The 14,978-nt window shown below is 64.7% G+C and carries 13 protein-coding genes; 4 read left to right on the plus strand and 9 right to left on the minus strand.

Going from position 1 to position 14,978, the window contains the following annotated elements; all coding sequences use genetic code 11:
* Positions 1-222 precede the first annotated feature (222 nt).
* From ABIC09_RS25085 to ABIC09_RS25095, 3 genes are all read right to left on the minus strand, one after another.
* Positions 223-1,683, minus strand: coding sequence for a cell wall hydrolase (locus tag ABIC09_RS25085; protein WP_354110938.1), 1,461 nt, complete (start codon positions 1,681-1,683; stop codon positions 223-225).
* A gap of 517 nt (positions 1,684-2,200) precedes the next feature.
* Entirely contained in the window at positions 2,201-5,110 is a 2,910-nt protein-coding gene (gene ppdK / locus ABIC09_RS25090) for a pyruvate, phosphate dikinase (RefSeq protein WP_354110939.1), read from the minus strand.
* Positions 5,111-5,206: 96 nt separating this feature from the next.
* Positions 5,207-5,362: a DUF3096 domain-containing protein gene (locus ABIC09_RS25095; RefSeq protein WP_084291949.1), complete on the minus strand. Its 156-nt coding sequence runs from the start codon at positions 5,360-5,362 to the stop codon at positions 5,207-5,209.
* A 221-nt stretch (positions 5,363-5,583) separates the two neighbouring features.
* Between ABIC09_RS25095 and ABIC09_RS25100 the strand changes: the two genes are divergently transcribed.
* Positions 5,584-5,937 (plus strand): DUF1236 domain-containing protein, encoded by a 354-nt coding sequence (locus ABIC09_RS25100; protein WP_148750018.1) that lies wholly within the window; start codon positions 5,584-5,586, stop codon positions 5,935-5,937.
* Positions 5,938-6,169: 232 nt separating this feature from the next.
* On the opposite strand, the gene glyS is transcribed toward ABIC09_RS25100, so the two are convergent.
* From glyS to ABIC09_RS25130, 6 genes are all read right to left on the minus strand, one after another.
* Positions 6,170-8,269 carry a glycine--tRNA ligase subunit beta gene (glyS, locus tag ABIC09_RS25105; RefSeq protein WP_354110940.1) on the minus strand — a complete coding sequence of 700 codons (2,100 nt, stop codon included), beginning with the start codon at positions 8,267-8,269 and terminating at the stop codon, positions 6,170-6,172.
* The gene (locus ABIC09_RS25110) at positions 8,269-9,216 is read right to left on the minus strand and encodes a glycine--tRNA ligase subunit alpha (RefSeq protein WP_354110941.1); all 948 of its coding nucleotides are present in this window, start codon (positions 9,214-9,216) and stop codon (positions 8,269-8,271) included. Before ABIC09_RS25110 ends, glyS begins: the two co-directional genes overlap by 1 nt.
* 163 nt (positions 9,217-9,379) lie before the next feature.
* Positions 9,380-9,571 carry a hypothetical protein gene (locus ABIC09_RS25115; protein ID WP_008131462.1) on the minus strand — a complete coding sequence of 64 codons (192 nt, stop codon included), beginning with the start codon at positions 9,569-9,571 and terminating at the stop codon, positions 9,380-9,382.
* A 106-nt stretch (positions 9,572-9,677) separates the two neighbouring features.
* Positions 9,678-10,586 carry a S49 family peptidase gene (locus tag ABIC09_RS25120; RefSeq protein WP_354110942.1) on the minus strand — a complete coding sequence of 303 codons (909 nt, stop codon included), beginning with the start codon at positions 10,584-10,586 and terminating at the stop codon, positions 9,678-9,680.
* Positions 10,587-10,802: 216 nt separating this feature from the next.
* Complete coding sequence (locus ABIC09_RS25125) at positions 10,803-11,570, minus strand: tRNA1(Val) (adenine(37)-N6)-methyltransferase (RefSeq protein ID WP_148750025.1); 768 nt, start codon at positions 11,568-11,570, stop codon at positions 10,803-10,805.
* Positions 11,563-11,790: a putative signal transducing protein gene (locus ABIC09_RS25130; RefSeq protein ID WP_354110943.1), complete on the minus strand. Its 228-nt coding sequence runs from the start codon at positions 11,788-11,790 to the stop codon at positions 11,563-11,565. The genes ABIC09_RS25125 and ABIC09_RS25130 overlap by 8 nt, the downstream gene beginning before the upstream one ends.
* Positions 11,791-11,909: 119 nt before the next feature.
* Between ABIC09_RS25130 and ABIC09_RS25135 the strand changes: the two genes are divergently transcribed.
* The 3 genes from ABIC09_RS25135 (at position 11,910) to fabF (ending at position 14,960) form a co-directional block, all read left to right on the plus strand.
* A complete protein-coding gene (locus tag ABIC09_RS25135; RefSeq protein ID WP_148750027.1) occupies positions 11,910-12,917 on the plus strand; it encodes a polyprenyl synthetase family protein in 1,008 nt (335 codons plus the stop codon).
* A gap of 263 nt (positions 12,918-13,180) precedes the next feature.
* Complete coding sequence (locus ABIC09_RS25140) at positions 13,181-13,696, plus strand: winged helix-turn-helix transcriptional regulator (protein ID WP_354083550.1); 516 nt, start codon at positions 13,181-13,183, stop codon at positions 13,694-13,696.
* 1 nt (position 13,697) lies between these two features.
* Entirely contained in the window at positions 13,698-14,960 is a 1,263-nt protein-coding gene (gene fabF, locus ABIC09_RS25145) for a beta-ketoacyl-ACP synthase II (protein WP_148750029.1), read from the plus strand.
* The last annotated feature ends 18 nt before the right edge of the window (positions 14,961-14,978 follow it).

Here is a 14,978-nt window from a genome sequence, read left to right on the forward strand (position 1 = left end):
CCAAAAGACATCGCAGGCCCTCCGTCCCAGACAGGTCGAAAGGCCTTGAATCACATCCATAAACTCCGGGGAATCACTTTCGGGCATCCCATAGCTTACGGGGAGAGGGTTGGGGTGAGGGGCCTCTCTCCACATGCGCGACCGTCGAGAGACCTGTACCCCCTCACCCGGATCGCAGGAGCGATCCGACCTCTCCCCGCAAGCGGGGCGAGGTAAGAAAGGCTACCTTCGCTCGCTCACACCCATCTCGGCGGAGCTCTTGGCTTCCTGGGCGAGCTCGGCCGAGAGTGCCGCGGTCTGTGCCGGGGTACCCCAGCTCGGCTCCTCGCTGCCGTCGCCCCAATTGCGCGGCCGATAGAAGGTGTGCACGCCGAATTTATACATCTTCTTCATCTCGGCGACCCAGGACGGACGCACCCAATAAGCGTGGTAGTGCGTCGACTTGCCGACCTCGGGCAGCCAGATCTGGCCGTCGAGCATCGCCTTGGAAATCTTCCTGGCGCGCTCCCACATCTCGGGCTCGCGGATCACGTCGGGATTGTTGTCGCAGGCAAATGTGAACTGGCAGGCGAAGTGCCGGTACTTGTTCTGGTAGACCACGCCGCACACAGTGTCCGGATATTTGCCGGAGAACACGCGGTTCATCACCACTTGAGCGACCGCGATCTGGCCGCGCACGGCTTCGCCGCGGGATTCGAAATAGACGGCTTCGGCGAGACACTTTTCCGATTTCGCGCGTGACTTGTCGTCAAGCGCGAGCCGCTCCGCCGGCGATTTGGCGCGCTGGTTGTCCGCGTTGACTTCGCCCTTCGGCGCGACGCTCTCGCCGCTCTCGATCGCGTTTGCGACGTCGTCATTCGGCGGCGATAGCGAGGCCAGCTTCATATCGGGGTCGGGCATCACGATCAGCGGCTCGGCGCCGGGCTGCCAGCTCTCGATGCTCTCGACATTGCCGCCGAGCGAGGAGCTGCCGAAAAACAGGTTCGAGGTCTTCACGCTGAAGGGATCGCGCGGCGGGGCAGCGACCGTCGCCTGCTTCAACGCGGCGAGCGGCTGCGCCGCAAAGGACAGCGCGTTGTCGCCGGCCTTCGGTGGATTGGCATATTGCGGCAAGGGCGGCGCGCGCATCGCCTCCTGGAGCTCGGGATCGAGCGCGGCCGCGGATTCCGGCGACATCGCTTGCGGCAACGCGGCCGGCAACTGAACCGTCTTGGCGCCGAACACCGAGCTGTTGGAGGTCGCGGGAGTTTGCTCAGCAGGTGCGGCGGACGGTACGACCGCCTCCGGAGTCGCAGCAGGTGTCACGGTGGCGAGGCGATCACCCTTCAGGGCGCGATCGACCTTGGGGAAATCGGAGGCCTGGTAACGCGGCGGCGCCTGCAGCACCGGATTGCGCGTGATGGTGCCGGTGACGTCGCGACCATCGAGGCTCGCGAGGCGAACCATTGCGCTCTGTGGAACCGACGTTCCGATCGGGCGCGAGAAACTGTAAGTGGCGAGCTGAATCGATGAGGCTGCAGAGAACACCTGCTTCTGCCAGCGCTCGGCGACGCCGGGCTGACGCGCCAGCAGAGATGCAATGTCTTGATAGCCGGTCTCTCTCGGCATCAATGCGAAGATGCAGAGACCGATTCCGAAGGATGCGAACCGCGCACCCTTCGGATGGTTACGCAACACTGACATCGATACGCTCACGCTACGCTTACACTAGAGAGATCGAGCCGCAGTACATCCGTGCAATTCGATCTTTATCGTGAGTATCTAATTTAGGTTGCCGGGGCGTTAATCGACGTTGCGCGACCGACACACTCAAGCAATGTCAGGCGTTTTCGCGGGGCGATTGCGTGCGTGGTAAATGCGGGCCCACCTGAAGCGGTAAACATCCGGTCAACGCGAATGGTGAAGGAACTCTTGCGTGTGCGTATCATTACGGGACGCGCGGTCCCGTTGTTGCCAGGAGCCTTTCCAGACCACCGCTGTCATGCCCGCGAAGGCGGGCATCCAGTACGCCGCGGCCTCTCCGCTCAATCACGATTGCCTCGGTGTACTGGATCGCCCGCCTTCTTCGCGGGCGATGACAGCGAGTGTGTGATGTGAATTGCTTGCTATGCTCGCAATGACGAGTGGATGGAGTATGGCCTTAAATGAAAGAGGCGGGGTTTGGCCCCGCCTCTTTCGCATCTCATATTCAGTCTTCGACTTACGCCTGGCTAGCAACCGCCTTGCCAAGCGCAGCCTGCGCGGCGGCAAGCCGCGCGATCGGCACGCGGTAGGGCGAGCAGGAGACGTAGTCGAGGCCGATATCGTGGCAGAAGGCGACGGAGGCGGGATCGCCGCCGTGCTCGCCGCAAATACCGACCTTGAGCTTCGGACGCGTCTTGCGGCCGCGCGCGACGCCGATCTTGACGAGCTCACCGACGCCTTCCTGGTCGAGGGCGACGAAGGGGTCGACCGCGAGGATGCCCTTGCTCACGTAGGGACCGAGGAAGCTCGCCGCGTCGTCACGGCTGATGCCGTAGGTCGTCTGCGTCAGGTCGTTGGTGCCGAACGAGAAGAACTCGGCACTCTCCGCGATCTCACCGGCAAGCAGGCAGGCGCGCGGCAGCTCGATCATGGTGCCGACCTGGTAGGTGAGCTTGGTGTTGGTGTCGCGCATCACGGCTTTCGCGGTGGAGTCGATGCGGGCCTTGACGAGATCGAGCTCCATCTTGGTGGCGATCAGCGGCACCATCACCTCGAGGCCGACGGCCTTGCCGGTACGCTTCTCGGCTTCGACCGCCGCTTCGAAGATCGCGCGGGCCTGCATCTCGGCGATCTCGGGGTAGGCGATCGCGATGCGGCAGCCGCGGAAGCCGAGCATCGGATTGAACTCCGACAGCTCGCGCGCGCGATCGGCCAGACGCCGCGGGTCGGTGTTCATGGCACGCGCCACTTCCTCGACCTCGGCATGGGTGTGCGGCAGGAATTCATGGAGGGGAGGATCCAAAAGCCGGATCGTGACGGGCAGGCCCTTCATGATCTCGAACAGCTCGACGAAGTCGGCGCGCTGCATCGGCAGGAGTTTTGCGAGCGCGGCACGGCGCGACTGCTCGTCCTCGGAGAGAATCATCTCGCGCACCGTGCGGATGCGCGTCTCCTCGAAGAACATGTGCTCGGTGCGGCAGAGGCCGATGCCTTCGGCGCCGAACTTGATCGCAGTGCGGGCGTCCTCCGGCGTATCGCCATTGACGCGGACGCCGATCTTGCGGACCTGGTCGGCCCATTTCATCAGCGTGCCGAACTCGCCGGAGAGTTCCGGCTCGATCATCGGCATGCGGCCGGCCAGCACCTGGCCGAGCGAGCCGTCGATTGTGATGACGTCGCCGGCCTTGAAGGTGCGCGAACCGATGCTCATGGTACCGCGGCCGTAATCGACGCGGATGGTGCCGCAGCCGGAGACGCAGGGCTTGCCCATGCCGCGCGCGACCACGGCGGCGTGCGAGGTCATGCCGCCACGGGTGGTCAAGATGCCTTCGGCAGCGTGCATGCCGTGGATGTCCTCGGGGCTGGTCTCGATACGGACCAGAACGACCTTGCGTCCGTCGCCCTGGAGCTTGGCCGCCTCATCCGACGAGAACACGATCTCGCCGGAGGCCGCACCGGGCGACGCCGGCAGGCCGGTCGCGATCACGTCGCGCTTGGCGTTGGGGTCGATGGTCGGATGCAGGAGCTGGTCGAGCGAGGCGGGATCGATCCGCATCACCGCTTCCTTCTTGGTGATCAGGCCTTCATTGGCGAGCTCGACCGCGATGCGCAGCGCCGCCTTCGCGGTGCGCTTGCCGCCGCGGGTCTGCAGCATCCACAGCTTGCCCTGCTCGACCGTGAACTCCATGTCCTGCATGTCGCGGTAGTGCTTTTCGAGCAGCGTATAGATCCGCGTCAGCTCCTTGAAGGCCTCCGGCATCGCCGCTTCCATCGACGCCTTGTCGGAGCCTGATTCCTTACGTGCCTCTTCGGTGATGTCCTGCGGCGTGCGGATGCCCGCCACCACGTCCTCGCCCTGCGCGTTGATCAGGAACTCGCCGTAGAGCTTGCTCTCGCCGGTCGAGGGGTTGCGGGTGAACGCAACGCCGGTCGCCGAGGTCTCGCCCATGTTGCCGAACACCATGGCCTGCACGTTGACCGCGGTGCCCCAGGATTCCGGAATGTCGTGCAGCTTGCGGTAAGTCACCGCGCGCGCATTCATCCAGGATGAAAATACCGCGCCGAGCGCGCCCCAGAGCTGGTCATGCGGATCCTGCGGGAAATCCTTGCCGGTTTCGCGCGCGACCGCGTCCTTGTACTTGCCGACCAGATCGACCCAGTCATCTGCGGTGAGGTCGGTGTCGAGCGTATAGCCCTGGCCGTCCTTGAAGGTGTCGAGGATCTCCTCGAAGTGATGATGCTCGAAGCCGAGCACCACGTCGGAATACATGGTGATGAAGCGGCGATAGCTGTCATAGGCAAAACGACGATCGCCCGAGAGCTCCGACAGCGCTTCCACGGTCTCGTCGTTGAGGCCGAGATTGAGCACGGTGTCCATCATGCCCGGCATCGAGGCGCGCGCGCCGGAGCGTACGGAGACAAGCAGCGGGTTCTTGGTGTCACCGAACACCTTGCCGGTCAACTTGCCGACATAGTCTAGCGCCTTCTCAACCTGCGACTGCAGCTCCTTCGGATAGGATTTGCCGTGGGCGTAGAAATAGGTGCAGACCGAGGCCGGGATGGTGAAGCCCGGAGGCACCGGCAGACCGAGATTGGCCATCTCGGCGAGGTTGGCGCCCTTGCCGCCGAGCAGGTCGCGCATCTCCGAGCGGCCCTCGGCCTTGCCGTCGCCGAACGTGTAGACCCACTTGCCGGCCTTGACCGCAGCCGGCGCCGCCTTGGCGGCAGCCTTCGGCGCGGCCGGTTTGGTCACAGCCTTCGCAGCGGGCTTCGCCGCCGGCTTGGCTGCGGCCTTTGCCTGGGCCTTGGCGACCGGCTTCGGGGCCGTCTTCGGCAGTGCCTTTCGGGCCGCTGGAACGGTCTTCACCTTGGTGGAAGGCTTTGATTTCGCTGGGAGTTTTTTAGGCTTCGAGGCGGCTTTGGCCATAGCTTGCACACAACCTGCGAGAGGAATGGGAAATCGCGCGCCTTACACCACTTTGGGCAGGCCCGCGCAAGTCGAAGAGTTCCGGAAAATGAAGGCCTAGAGATGGAGCCACTTCAACAATCCGAGCCCAATCGCACCGTTGATGATGAGAAAGATCGCGACGATCAGGTTGAGAAGGCGCGGCATGATCAAAATGAGCACACCCGCGATCAGCGACAGGATCGGCGAGATGTGGGCGATGGTGAGATGCATGAAGAGTGTTCCTGTGGCGTGAGGCGAATCGCGGGCGGATCATACCGGATCGGGTTCCGCGGGAAGAGACGCGCGAGGCCGCAACGGGTTCCCCGCTTCGCGAAAACTGCCTGAAATTGCCGCGTATGCGGCAGGCCTTTTCCGGAACATCACGCGCGCCGCAGCATTGGCAACCAGTCGCGCCACTGGCGCCGGCTGAAATCAATTCGAAGGAGTTGCCCATGCGGAACAGGATTCTCGCCCTCGCAGCGCTTGGCGTCGCGCTCGGCTCGCCGATCGCGGCGTCCGCGCAATCCAGTGTCACCGTTGGCCGCGCGCCCGCCGTGGTCGACAGCGGCCCGACCATCCCGGTCGAACAGCGGCCGGCCTTCCGCGATTATGTCGTCGAACAACGTGTGCCGGCCTTCAGCATTCCCGATCGCGTGGTGGTCGGTGCCACCTTACCTGACACCGGCGTTACGTATTATGACGTACCGCAACGTTTCGGCGCGACGACCTATCGCTACACCGTCGTGAACGGCGAGACCGTGCTGGTCGAGCCGCGCTCGCGGCGCATCGTCGAGGTGCTGGACTAGCGCAGTTCAACTCGATGTCCGGCGCGTCACATCAATCAGGCTGACGCGCATCGCGTAGGCGGACATCAGGCCCCGCCCGGTCTTCCCCCCGCCGGGTGGGGCTTTTTCTCTCGTGTCCCGGGCAAGCGAAGCGCGACCCGGGACCAAGAAGCTACGAGCAGACGGCAAGCATGGGCCCCGGCTCTGCAGCGCACCGCCAAGAAGCGCTGCGCTGCGTCCGGGGCACGAGAGCCTAATCCTGGATCCTCGAGAAATCCGCCACCGCGCGCGTGGCGCTACGGATCTCGTTCAGCAGCTTCAGGCGGTTCTCGCGCACCTTGGCATCGTCGTCATTGACGCGGACCTTGTCGAAGAACGCATCGACCGGCGGACGCAGCTTTGCCATCGCACTCATCGCGGCGGCAAAGTCTTCCTTGGCGACCGCTGCGCTCGCTTCCGCCTTCACCTCGCCGATCGCCCTGGCCAGCGCCTTCTCCTCGCCGAGGCTGTAGAGCGCAGCATCCGGCGCGCCGTCGAACGTGCGCTTGTCCTTCTTCTCCTCGATACCAAGGATGTTGCTGGCGCGCTTGATGCCGGCGAGCAGATTCTTGCCGTCGTCGCTCTCGAGGAATTTGCCGAGCGCCTCGACGCGCCGGACGATCATCAGGAGATCGTCCTGACCGCCGAGCGCGAACACGGCATCGACGAGATCGTGACGCGCACCCTGCTCGCGAAGCTGGACTTTCAGGCGGTCGGCGAAGAAGGCGAGGAGATCGCTCGGGAGCTTCTGCGCATCCGTAGGGTTCACCGACAAGCCGGCGAGTGCGGACGCAGCCACCTTCATCAGCGACAGCCGAAGCGCGTTCTCGGCAATCAGCCTGATCATGCCCAGCGCCGCGCGACGCAGCGCATACGGATCCTTCGATCCCGTCGGCTTCTCGTCGATCGCCCAGAAGCCAACCAGCGTATCGATCTTGTCGGCAAGCGCGACCGCGACGCTGACCGGGTCCGTCGGCACGCGATCGGCGGGGCCTTGCGGCTTGTAGTGTTCCTCGCACGCGGCGGCCACGGAGGCATCCTCCCCCTGCGCCAGTGCGTAGTACTTGCCCATCAGGCCCTGCACTTCAGGGAATTCGCCGACGACCTCGGTCAGCAAATCCGCCTTCGCGAGATGCGCCGCACGCGTCGCCTTGGCGACATCGGCACCGACCAGCGGCGCGATCTCGGCGGCAAGGCGCTCGATGCGCTTGATGCGTGCGGCCTGCGTGCCGAGCTTCTCGTGAAACACGATCTGCTCGAACTTCGGCAGCCGGTCCTCGAGCTTCGTCTTCAGGTCGGTCTCATAAAAGAACTTCGCATCCGACAGACGCGGACGGATCACCCGCTCGTTGCCGGCGACGATGGTCTTGCCGCCGTCGGTCGCCTCGATATTGGCGGTGAGGACGAACTTGTTGGTCAGCTTCCCGGTCTTGGGATCCTTGACCACAAAACACTTCTGGTTGTTGCGGATGGTGGCGCGGATCACCTCGTCCGGGATCGCGAGATATTCCGCCTCGAACGATCCCATCATGACGACGGGCCATTCGACAAGGCCCGAGACCTCGTCCAGCAGCACCTGGTCCTCGACCAGCTCGAAGCCCTGCGCAAACGTCAGCTCCTTGGCGTCGGCAAAGATGATGTCCTTGCGCGCCTGCGGATCGAGAATGACTTTTGCAGCCTTCAGCTTCGCTTCGTAGTCCTCGAAACGGCGCACGGAGATCGCGCTAGGTGCCATGAAGCGATGGCCGTAGGTGGTCTGGCCGGTCTCGATGCCGTCGACCGAGAATTTTACGATATCTGGCTCTTCGGTCTCGGGCCCGAAGGTCGCGGTGATCGCGTGCAGCGGACGCACCCAGCTCAACGAGCCCGGTTTTCCGGAGCGCGCACCCCAGCGCATCGATTTCGGCCAAGGGAAGGTGCGGATGATGACGGGCAGGATTTCCGCGAGCACGTCGATCGCGTCACGCCCGGCCTTCTCGATCAGCGCGATGTAGAAGTCGCCCTTGGCGTCGCGCTGGATCTTGGCCTCGTCCAGCGACTTCAAGCCTGTCGCTTTCAGAAAACCCTGCACGGCCGCATCGGCCCCGCCGACTTTCGGTCCGCGGCGTTCGGTCTTCAGGTCAGGCTGACGCGCGGGGATGCCGTGCACGGTGAGCGCGAGGCGGCGCGGCGTCGCGAACGCCTTTGCGCCCTCGTAGACGAGGCCTTCGGCGACGAGCTTGTCGGTGACGAGGCGGCGCAGATCGTCGGCCGCCTTGGCCTGCATGCGCGCGGGGATTTCTTCCGAGAACAGTTCAAGCAAAAGATCGGGCATCAGGCCGCTCCGCCCGCTTCAGTGTGGATCCAGGCCTCGCCGCAGGCCTTGGCCAGCTCGCGCACGCGAAGAATGTAGCTCTGCCGCTCGGTGACGGAGATCACGCCACGCGCGTCGAGCAGGTTGAAGACATGGCTCGCCTTGATGCACTGGTCATAGGCCGGCAGCGCCATCAGATGCGCGTTGCGCTTGCCGGACTCAGAGTTTTTTTGCCAGCCTGCGTCGAGATATTTCCGGCAGGCCGCTTCCGCCATCTTGAACTGCTCGAACAGCATCGCGGTGTCGGCGACTTCGAAATTGTGCTTCGAATATTCCCGCTCGGCCTGCAGGAAGACGTCGCCATAGGTGACTTTGGCATCGCCTTCGCGGCCGTTGAAGTTGAGGTCGTAGACGCGGTCGACGCCCTGCACGTACATCGCGAGGCGCTCGAGCCCGTAGGTGAGCTCGCCCGCGACCGGCGCGCATTCAAAACCCGCGACCTGCTGGAAATAGGTGAACTGGCTGACCTCCATGCCGTCGCACCAGCACTCCCAACCGAGGCCCCAGGCGCCCAGCGTCGGGCTCTCCCAATCGTCCTCGACGAAGCGGATGTCGTGCACGGCGGAATCGATGCCGATCGCTGCGAGCGACTTCAGGTACAGCTCCTGAAGGTTCGGCGGCGACGGCTTCATGATCACCTGGAACTGGTAGTAGTGCTGCATCCGGTTCGGATTCTCGCCATAGCGGCCGTCCTTGGGCCGGCGCGAGGGCTGCACATAGGCCGCGTTCCAGGGCTTTGGCCCGAGCGCGCGCAAAGTGGTCGCCGGATGGAAGGTGCCCGCGCCCATCTCCATGTCGTAGGGCTGCAGGATCACGCAGCCCTGCTCGGCCCAGAACCGCTGAAGCGCGAGGATGAAGCCCTGGAACGAGCGTTCCGGGCGCATATGGGCGGGCAATGAGGCGTCCATCGTCAGATCAGGCTTTCGCGGGGGTTTTGAATCGCGCGGGACCGTATCGACGGCGGGGGTGGGAATCAAGGTAAAGGGGGCGGAAACTGCTGTCATTCCGGGGCGATGCGCAGGGTTCGCCCTTCGGGCGCCCCGGAGTGACGGCGTATGAAAATGACGGCGGCTAACCCGGCCGGTAGGCTCCGGTCACGGGGTCACGCTTCAGCGTCTGGATATTCCCCATATGGGCGGCCTCGGCGACGCGCGACAGGCGCATCTCCTCCAGCTCCTGGTTGATCCGGACAGCGGTCTTGTAGGCCCAGCGGACCACGGCAAGCCCGCCCAGGACGCCCGCGAAAGCGACGAACGGCGGCATCGGTCGTTCCTTGTTCACAATGCTCAGCCCCCACGCACATTCTTGCGCAGACCGGGCTGCGCCGCAATTGGCTCAGCCCGGACCAAATGGCGCGGCAGAGTTCGGCCTAGAACCCGAATTTCGCCCAGATCGCGCGGGTCTCAATCGCAGAGATCAGCTCGTCCGGCAGCCCGGCCATTGATTCCATGGCTGAAAGCTGGCCCGCGCCGGGCGATTTCCGCCCCAACAGGCCCGACACCAAGCCGCTCGGCTGCGCGATCACAGGGGTGAGAACCTTCTCGCCGTAGCGGGCACGAAGAGTTGAGCGGAGATCGCCGATGCCGTCGGCCAGTCCCAGCGCGATCGAGCTCTCGCCGGCCCAGTATTCGCCGGTGAACAGGGTGTCGTCGGCGCCCTTCAGTCGCGCGCCACGGCTTTCCCTCACCAGCGCGATGAAGATCTGGTGGATCTCGCGCTGGAGCGCCTTCAGCTTGGCGACGTCGTCGGGATTTTCGGGCAGGAACGGATCGAGCATCGCCTTGTGCGCGCCGGCCGTGTAAAGGCGCCGCTCGATGCCGAGCCGCCTGATCGCCTCCTGGAAACCAAAGCTGCCGCCGACCACGCCGATCGAGCCGAGGATCGAGGATGGATCGCAAAAAATCTCGTCGCCGGCGCAAGCGATCATGTAGCCGCCGGAAGCCGCGACGTCCTCGACGAACACAAGCACCTTCAGCTTCTTCTCCGCAGCAAGCTGCTTGATGCGCAGGTAGATCTGGCGTGACTGCACCGGCGAGCCGCCGGGCGAGTTGATCACCAGCGCCACCGCCTTGGCGTTGCGGACCGAAAACGCCCGCTCAAGGACCCGCGCGAGGCCCGCCAGCGTCATGCCCGGACGCAGCGGCGTCACCGCGCCGATGACGCCGGACAGCCGCACCACCGGCACCACCGCCGTGCCCGGGCGGAAGCGCGCCGGCAGATATTGCATGAGCTTGTCGGCCAGGCCGGAATTTTCGCGATCGTTCAATTGTTCGGCCATGCCGTTACCTCTGGTTAACCATTTCTTATCACGCGACTGTCATTGAAGTTGCCTGGAACGTGTTTTGCAGTTTGCCCGTTGGCAAGCTGCAATGAAGCAGCGGAGGAAACGTCATGAAGATCTATCTGCTGTTGATGCTGATCGGTGCTCTTTTCACGGCGATTCGCTTTACGGCCCCGCAGGACCAGCAGTCGGAATCGCTTCCCCAGTAAGCCGTCACGGCTCCGCCAGCGGCAAGACCGCTCTCCCCTCCAGAATATTCCTCACCTCTTTTTTAGGCACGCGTGACTCATTGTTAAGCATGAGGCCCGGCAGTAATCGCAGCGGGGCCCGGCCGCTTTTGACCGCGCGGACCAGCACACGGATTGCAGGCCTTCCCGCTTCGCCATGAACCGGCAGGATCGACACGCTGCCGAAGCCGCGTGACAGCGCTGCCAAAACGTCCGCGATTCCGTCCGCACGCCAGATCAGGGTCAGCACGCCGTTCGATCGAAGGATGCGCCGCGCTGCATGCACCCACGCATTTAGCGTCTCCCCGGTCGCGACATGCGCGGTGTGGCGCGCCTGGTCCGGCGAGCCGCGGTGCCGGGTGGAATCGTTGAAGGGCGGGTTCATCAACACGCAGTCGGCGCGGTCGGGCATGAGCCCGTGTGCCGCAAAAGCCTGCGCATCGGCCGTGACGTCGAGCACAATCACTTCCGCGGCAATCGCATTCGCGGCCGCATTGGCGCGCGCGAGCCCGGCCAGTTCCGGATCGATCTCGACGAGGCAAAGATCGACCCCGGCCACGCGCCGGGCCAGCGCCAGCCCGGCCGTCCCGACGCCGGCGCCGAGATCGACCACACGATCGCCAGCGCGGGCCTCGGTCGCGGCTGCAAGCAATATGGCATCGTGTCCGGCGCGATGGCCGGATCGCTTCTGCCTCAACAGCAGCTGCCCGCCGAGAAAGGCGTCCTCGGTGAGATCTGTGACGACGTCAATCATCGCTGCGCAGTTCGTGGCTGAGGCCGGCCTCGGTCAGCAGTTGCCGGGCCTCGATGGCGTCGTCCTCATGGACCAGTATCCGCCGGGGCAGGACGCCGAGCGAGCCCTCGATGATGCTCATGTTCTGGTCCAGCACCAGATGATGGATGTTGGCGCCGTCGAGCAGCGCGCCGATCGCCGACACCAGCACGATATCGTTGGTCCGAACCAGTTCACGCAAACGAGCCTCCTGCCTGAAAGGCAAATGTCAATTGTTCCACAGGCCTTGCCGCATCCCCGTCCAGTTTCTATTGTCCTTCCATCAGAATAGCCCCTCCGGGGCAAATATTGGAGACCGGCGTGGCCGTCATCGTACCTTTCGAAACTCCCGGCGCGTCGATCGAAGAGCTGGTTGCCCTTGTCGCCCCTGATATGGAGCGCGTCAACGCCACGATCCTCTCGCGGACCGGCTCGGACGTGACGATGATCCCGGAGGTGGCCAATCATCTGATCTCCTCCGGCGGCAAGCGGCTGCGGCCGATGCTGACGCTCGCCATGGCCAATCTGGCCGGCTACGCCGGCGACGGCCACATCAAGTTGGCTGCCTCCGTCGAGTTCATGCACACCGCGACCCTGCTCCACGACGATGTCGTAGACGAGAGCGAGATGCGCCGCGGCAAGCTCTCCGCGCGCATGCTCTGGGGCAATGAGGCCAGCGTGCTGGTCGGCGACTTCCTGCTCGGCCAGGCCTTCCGCATGATGGTCGAGGTTGGCTCGCTGCGCGCGCTCGACATCCTGTCAGCGGCTGCCGCCACCATCGCCGAGGGCGAGGTCATGCAGCTCGCCGCCGCCAAGAACACCGCGACCACCGAGGACGAATATCTCGCCGTGATCCGCGGCAAGACCGCCGAGCTGTTCGCAGCCGCCTGCGAGGTCGGCCCCGTGATCGCCAACCGCCCGAAGGCCGAGCAGACCGCCTGCCGTTCGGTCGGCATGAATCTCGGCATCGCCTTCCAGCTCGTCGACGACGTGCTCGACTATGGGGGCAAGAGTGCAAAACTCGGCAAGAACACCGGCGACGACTTTCGCGAGGGTAAGATCACACTCCCCGTCGTGCTGGCCTTCCGCCGCGGCAACGACACTGAGCGCGCCTTCTGGATCAAGGCGCTCGAGCGCGGCGAGATCGGCGACAGCGATCTCGACCACGCGATCGGGTTGATGAACAAGCACCGCGCGCTCGAGGACACGCTCGTCCGCGCCCAGCATTACGGCGCCATGGCGGTCGATGCGCTGGCGCTGTTCCCGTCCTCGCCGATGAAGAGCGCGCTGGAGCAGGTGGTGGCGTTCTGTCTGGCACGGTCGCATTAAGCGCGACGGTCCGCCTCTCTTTCAATTTCGTCATTGCGAGCGCAGCGAAGCAATCCAGTCTGCCTCCGCGGACAGACTCTGGATTGCTTCGCTGCGCTCGCAATGACGGAGTATGGCGCACGGCCATCGCTCGCCAACGTGCACTTCAAATCGCAGCGATAGCTCAACAGCTACGGCTTCGCAGTCTCCTCGGCTCCGTCCACCAGATCTGCCACTGCCCCCAGTGACTTGCATTTTGCAAGCTACTCACCTACCCTCCCGTCATGCAGCCAAAGTCCCCCTCGATCCTGGAATGCCCGGTCGGCCGCGCCGTGGAGACGGTTGGCGAGTGGTGGAGCATCCTGATCCTGCGGGATGCGTTTCAGGGCTCGACGCGGTTTGACGAGTTCGAGCGCAATCTCGGCATCGCGCCGAACATCCTGTCGCGGCGTCTCGCCCATCTCACCAAGACCGGCATGTTCGTCCGCCGCCGCTATCACGAGCGGCCGCCGCGTTACGAATATCTGCTGACGGACAAGGCGCGGGATTTCTTCCCCGTGATCGCCACACTGCTCGCCTGGGGCAACAAGCATCTCGCGCCGAAGGGCGAATCCATCCTGCTGGCCAATCGGGACGATCGTCGTCCGCTCGATCCGGTCGTGGTCGATGCCGCCGGCATGCAGCCAATCACGCCCGCCAATGCGGTGGTGATCGCAGGCCCCAGCGCGAGCCGCCTGATGCGGCGGCGGCTCACTACGCTCAAAGCCATGAACCCGGCCGTCGCGCCGGCTGGAGACTGACATGCGTCGTATCGTCGTGACGGGAATGGGCGCGGTGTCGCCGCTCGGCTGTGGTGTCGAATTGTCCTGGCGTCGGCTGCTCGCCGGTCAAAGCGGGTTGCGCCCGCTGCCCCAATGGTCGCAGGCGCTGCCCGCGCGCATTGCCGGTCTCGTGCCCGACAAGGCCGACGATGCCGATGGCGGTTTCGATCCGGCGGAGGCGGCCGCACCAAAAGATCAGCGCAAGATGGACCGCTTCATCCTGTTTGCGCTGCTCGCCACTGCAGAGGCGGTCGCACAGGCCAAATGGGCGCCGCAGGATGCAGCGTCACTGGAGCGGACCGCGACCATCATCGCTTCCGGCGTCGGCGGCTTCCCTGCGATGGCGGAGGCGGTGCGCATCACCGAGCAGCGCGGCCCGCGCCGTCTGTCACCATTCACGATCCCCTCGTTTCTCGCCAATCTCGCCGCCGGTCACGTCTCGATCAGATACGGCTACAAGGGCGCGCTGGGCACGCCGGTCACGGCGTGTGCCGCCGGCGTACAGGCGATCGGCGATGCCGCGCGGATGATCCGCGCAGGCGAGGCCGATGTCGCGATCTGCGGCGGCGCCGAGGCCTGCATCGATATCGTCAGCCTCGGCGGCTTTGCAGCAGCACGCGCGCTGTCGAGCTCCTTCAACGACGAGCCCGCGCGCGCCTCGCGCCCGTTCGATCGCGACCGCGACGGTTTTGTCATGGGCGAAGGCGCCGGCATTCTGGTGATCGAGGAACTGGAACATGCGCTCGCGCGCGGCGCCACGCCGGTCGCCGAAATTCTCGGATATGGCACCACCGCGGATGCCTATCACATGACGTCGGGCCCACCCGACGGCGATGGCGCCCGCCGTGCCATGGAGATCGCACTGCGGCAGGCGAACCTTGCGCCCGCCGATCTGCAGCATCTCAACGCACATGCGACCTCGACGCCGGCCGGCGACGAAGGCGAACTCGGCGCGATCGCTGCGCTGTTCGGCCGCAACAACGCCATCGCGGTGAGCGCGACCAAATCGGCCACCGGCCATCTGCTCGGTGCCGCCGGCGGCCTGGAGGCGATTTTCACCGTGCTCGCCTTGCGTGACCAGATCGCGCCGCCGACACTCAATTTTGAAACCCCCGACGCAAACGCCGATGGTATCGACATTGTTGCAGGCCGCGCGCGGCCGATGCCGATGCTCAACGCCATCTCCAACGGCTTTGGCTTCGGCGGCGTGAATGCCAGCGCGATCTTCCGCCGCATGGTCTAACGACAGGCCTTGCAATCG

Source organism: Bradyrhizobium sp. S3.12.5, from assembly GCF_040548225.1.
Taxonomy (GTDB): domain Bacteria; phylum Pseudomonadota; class Alphaproteobacteria; order Rhizobiales; family Xanthobacteraceae; genus Bradyrhizobium; species Bradyrhizobium cytisi.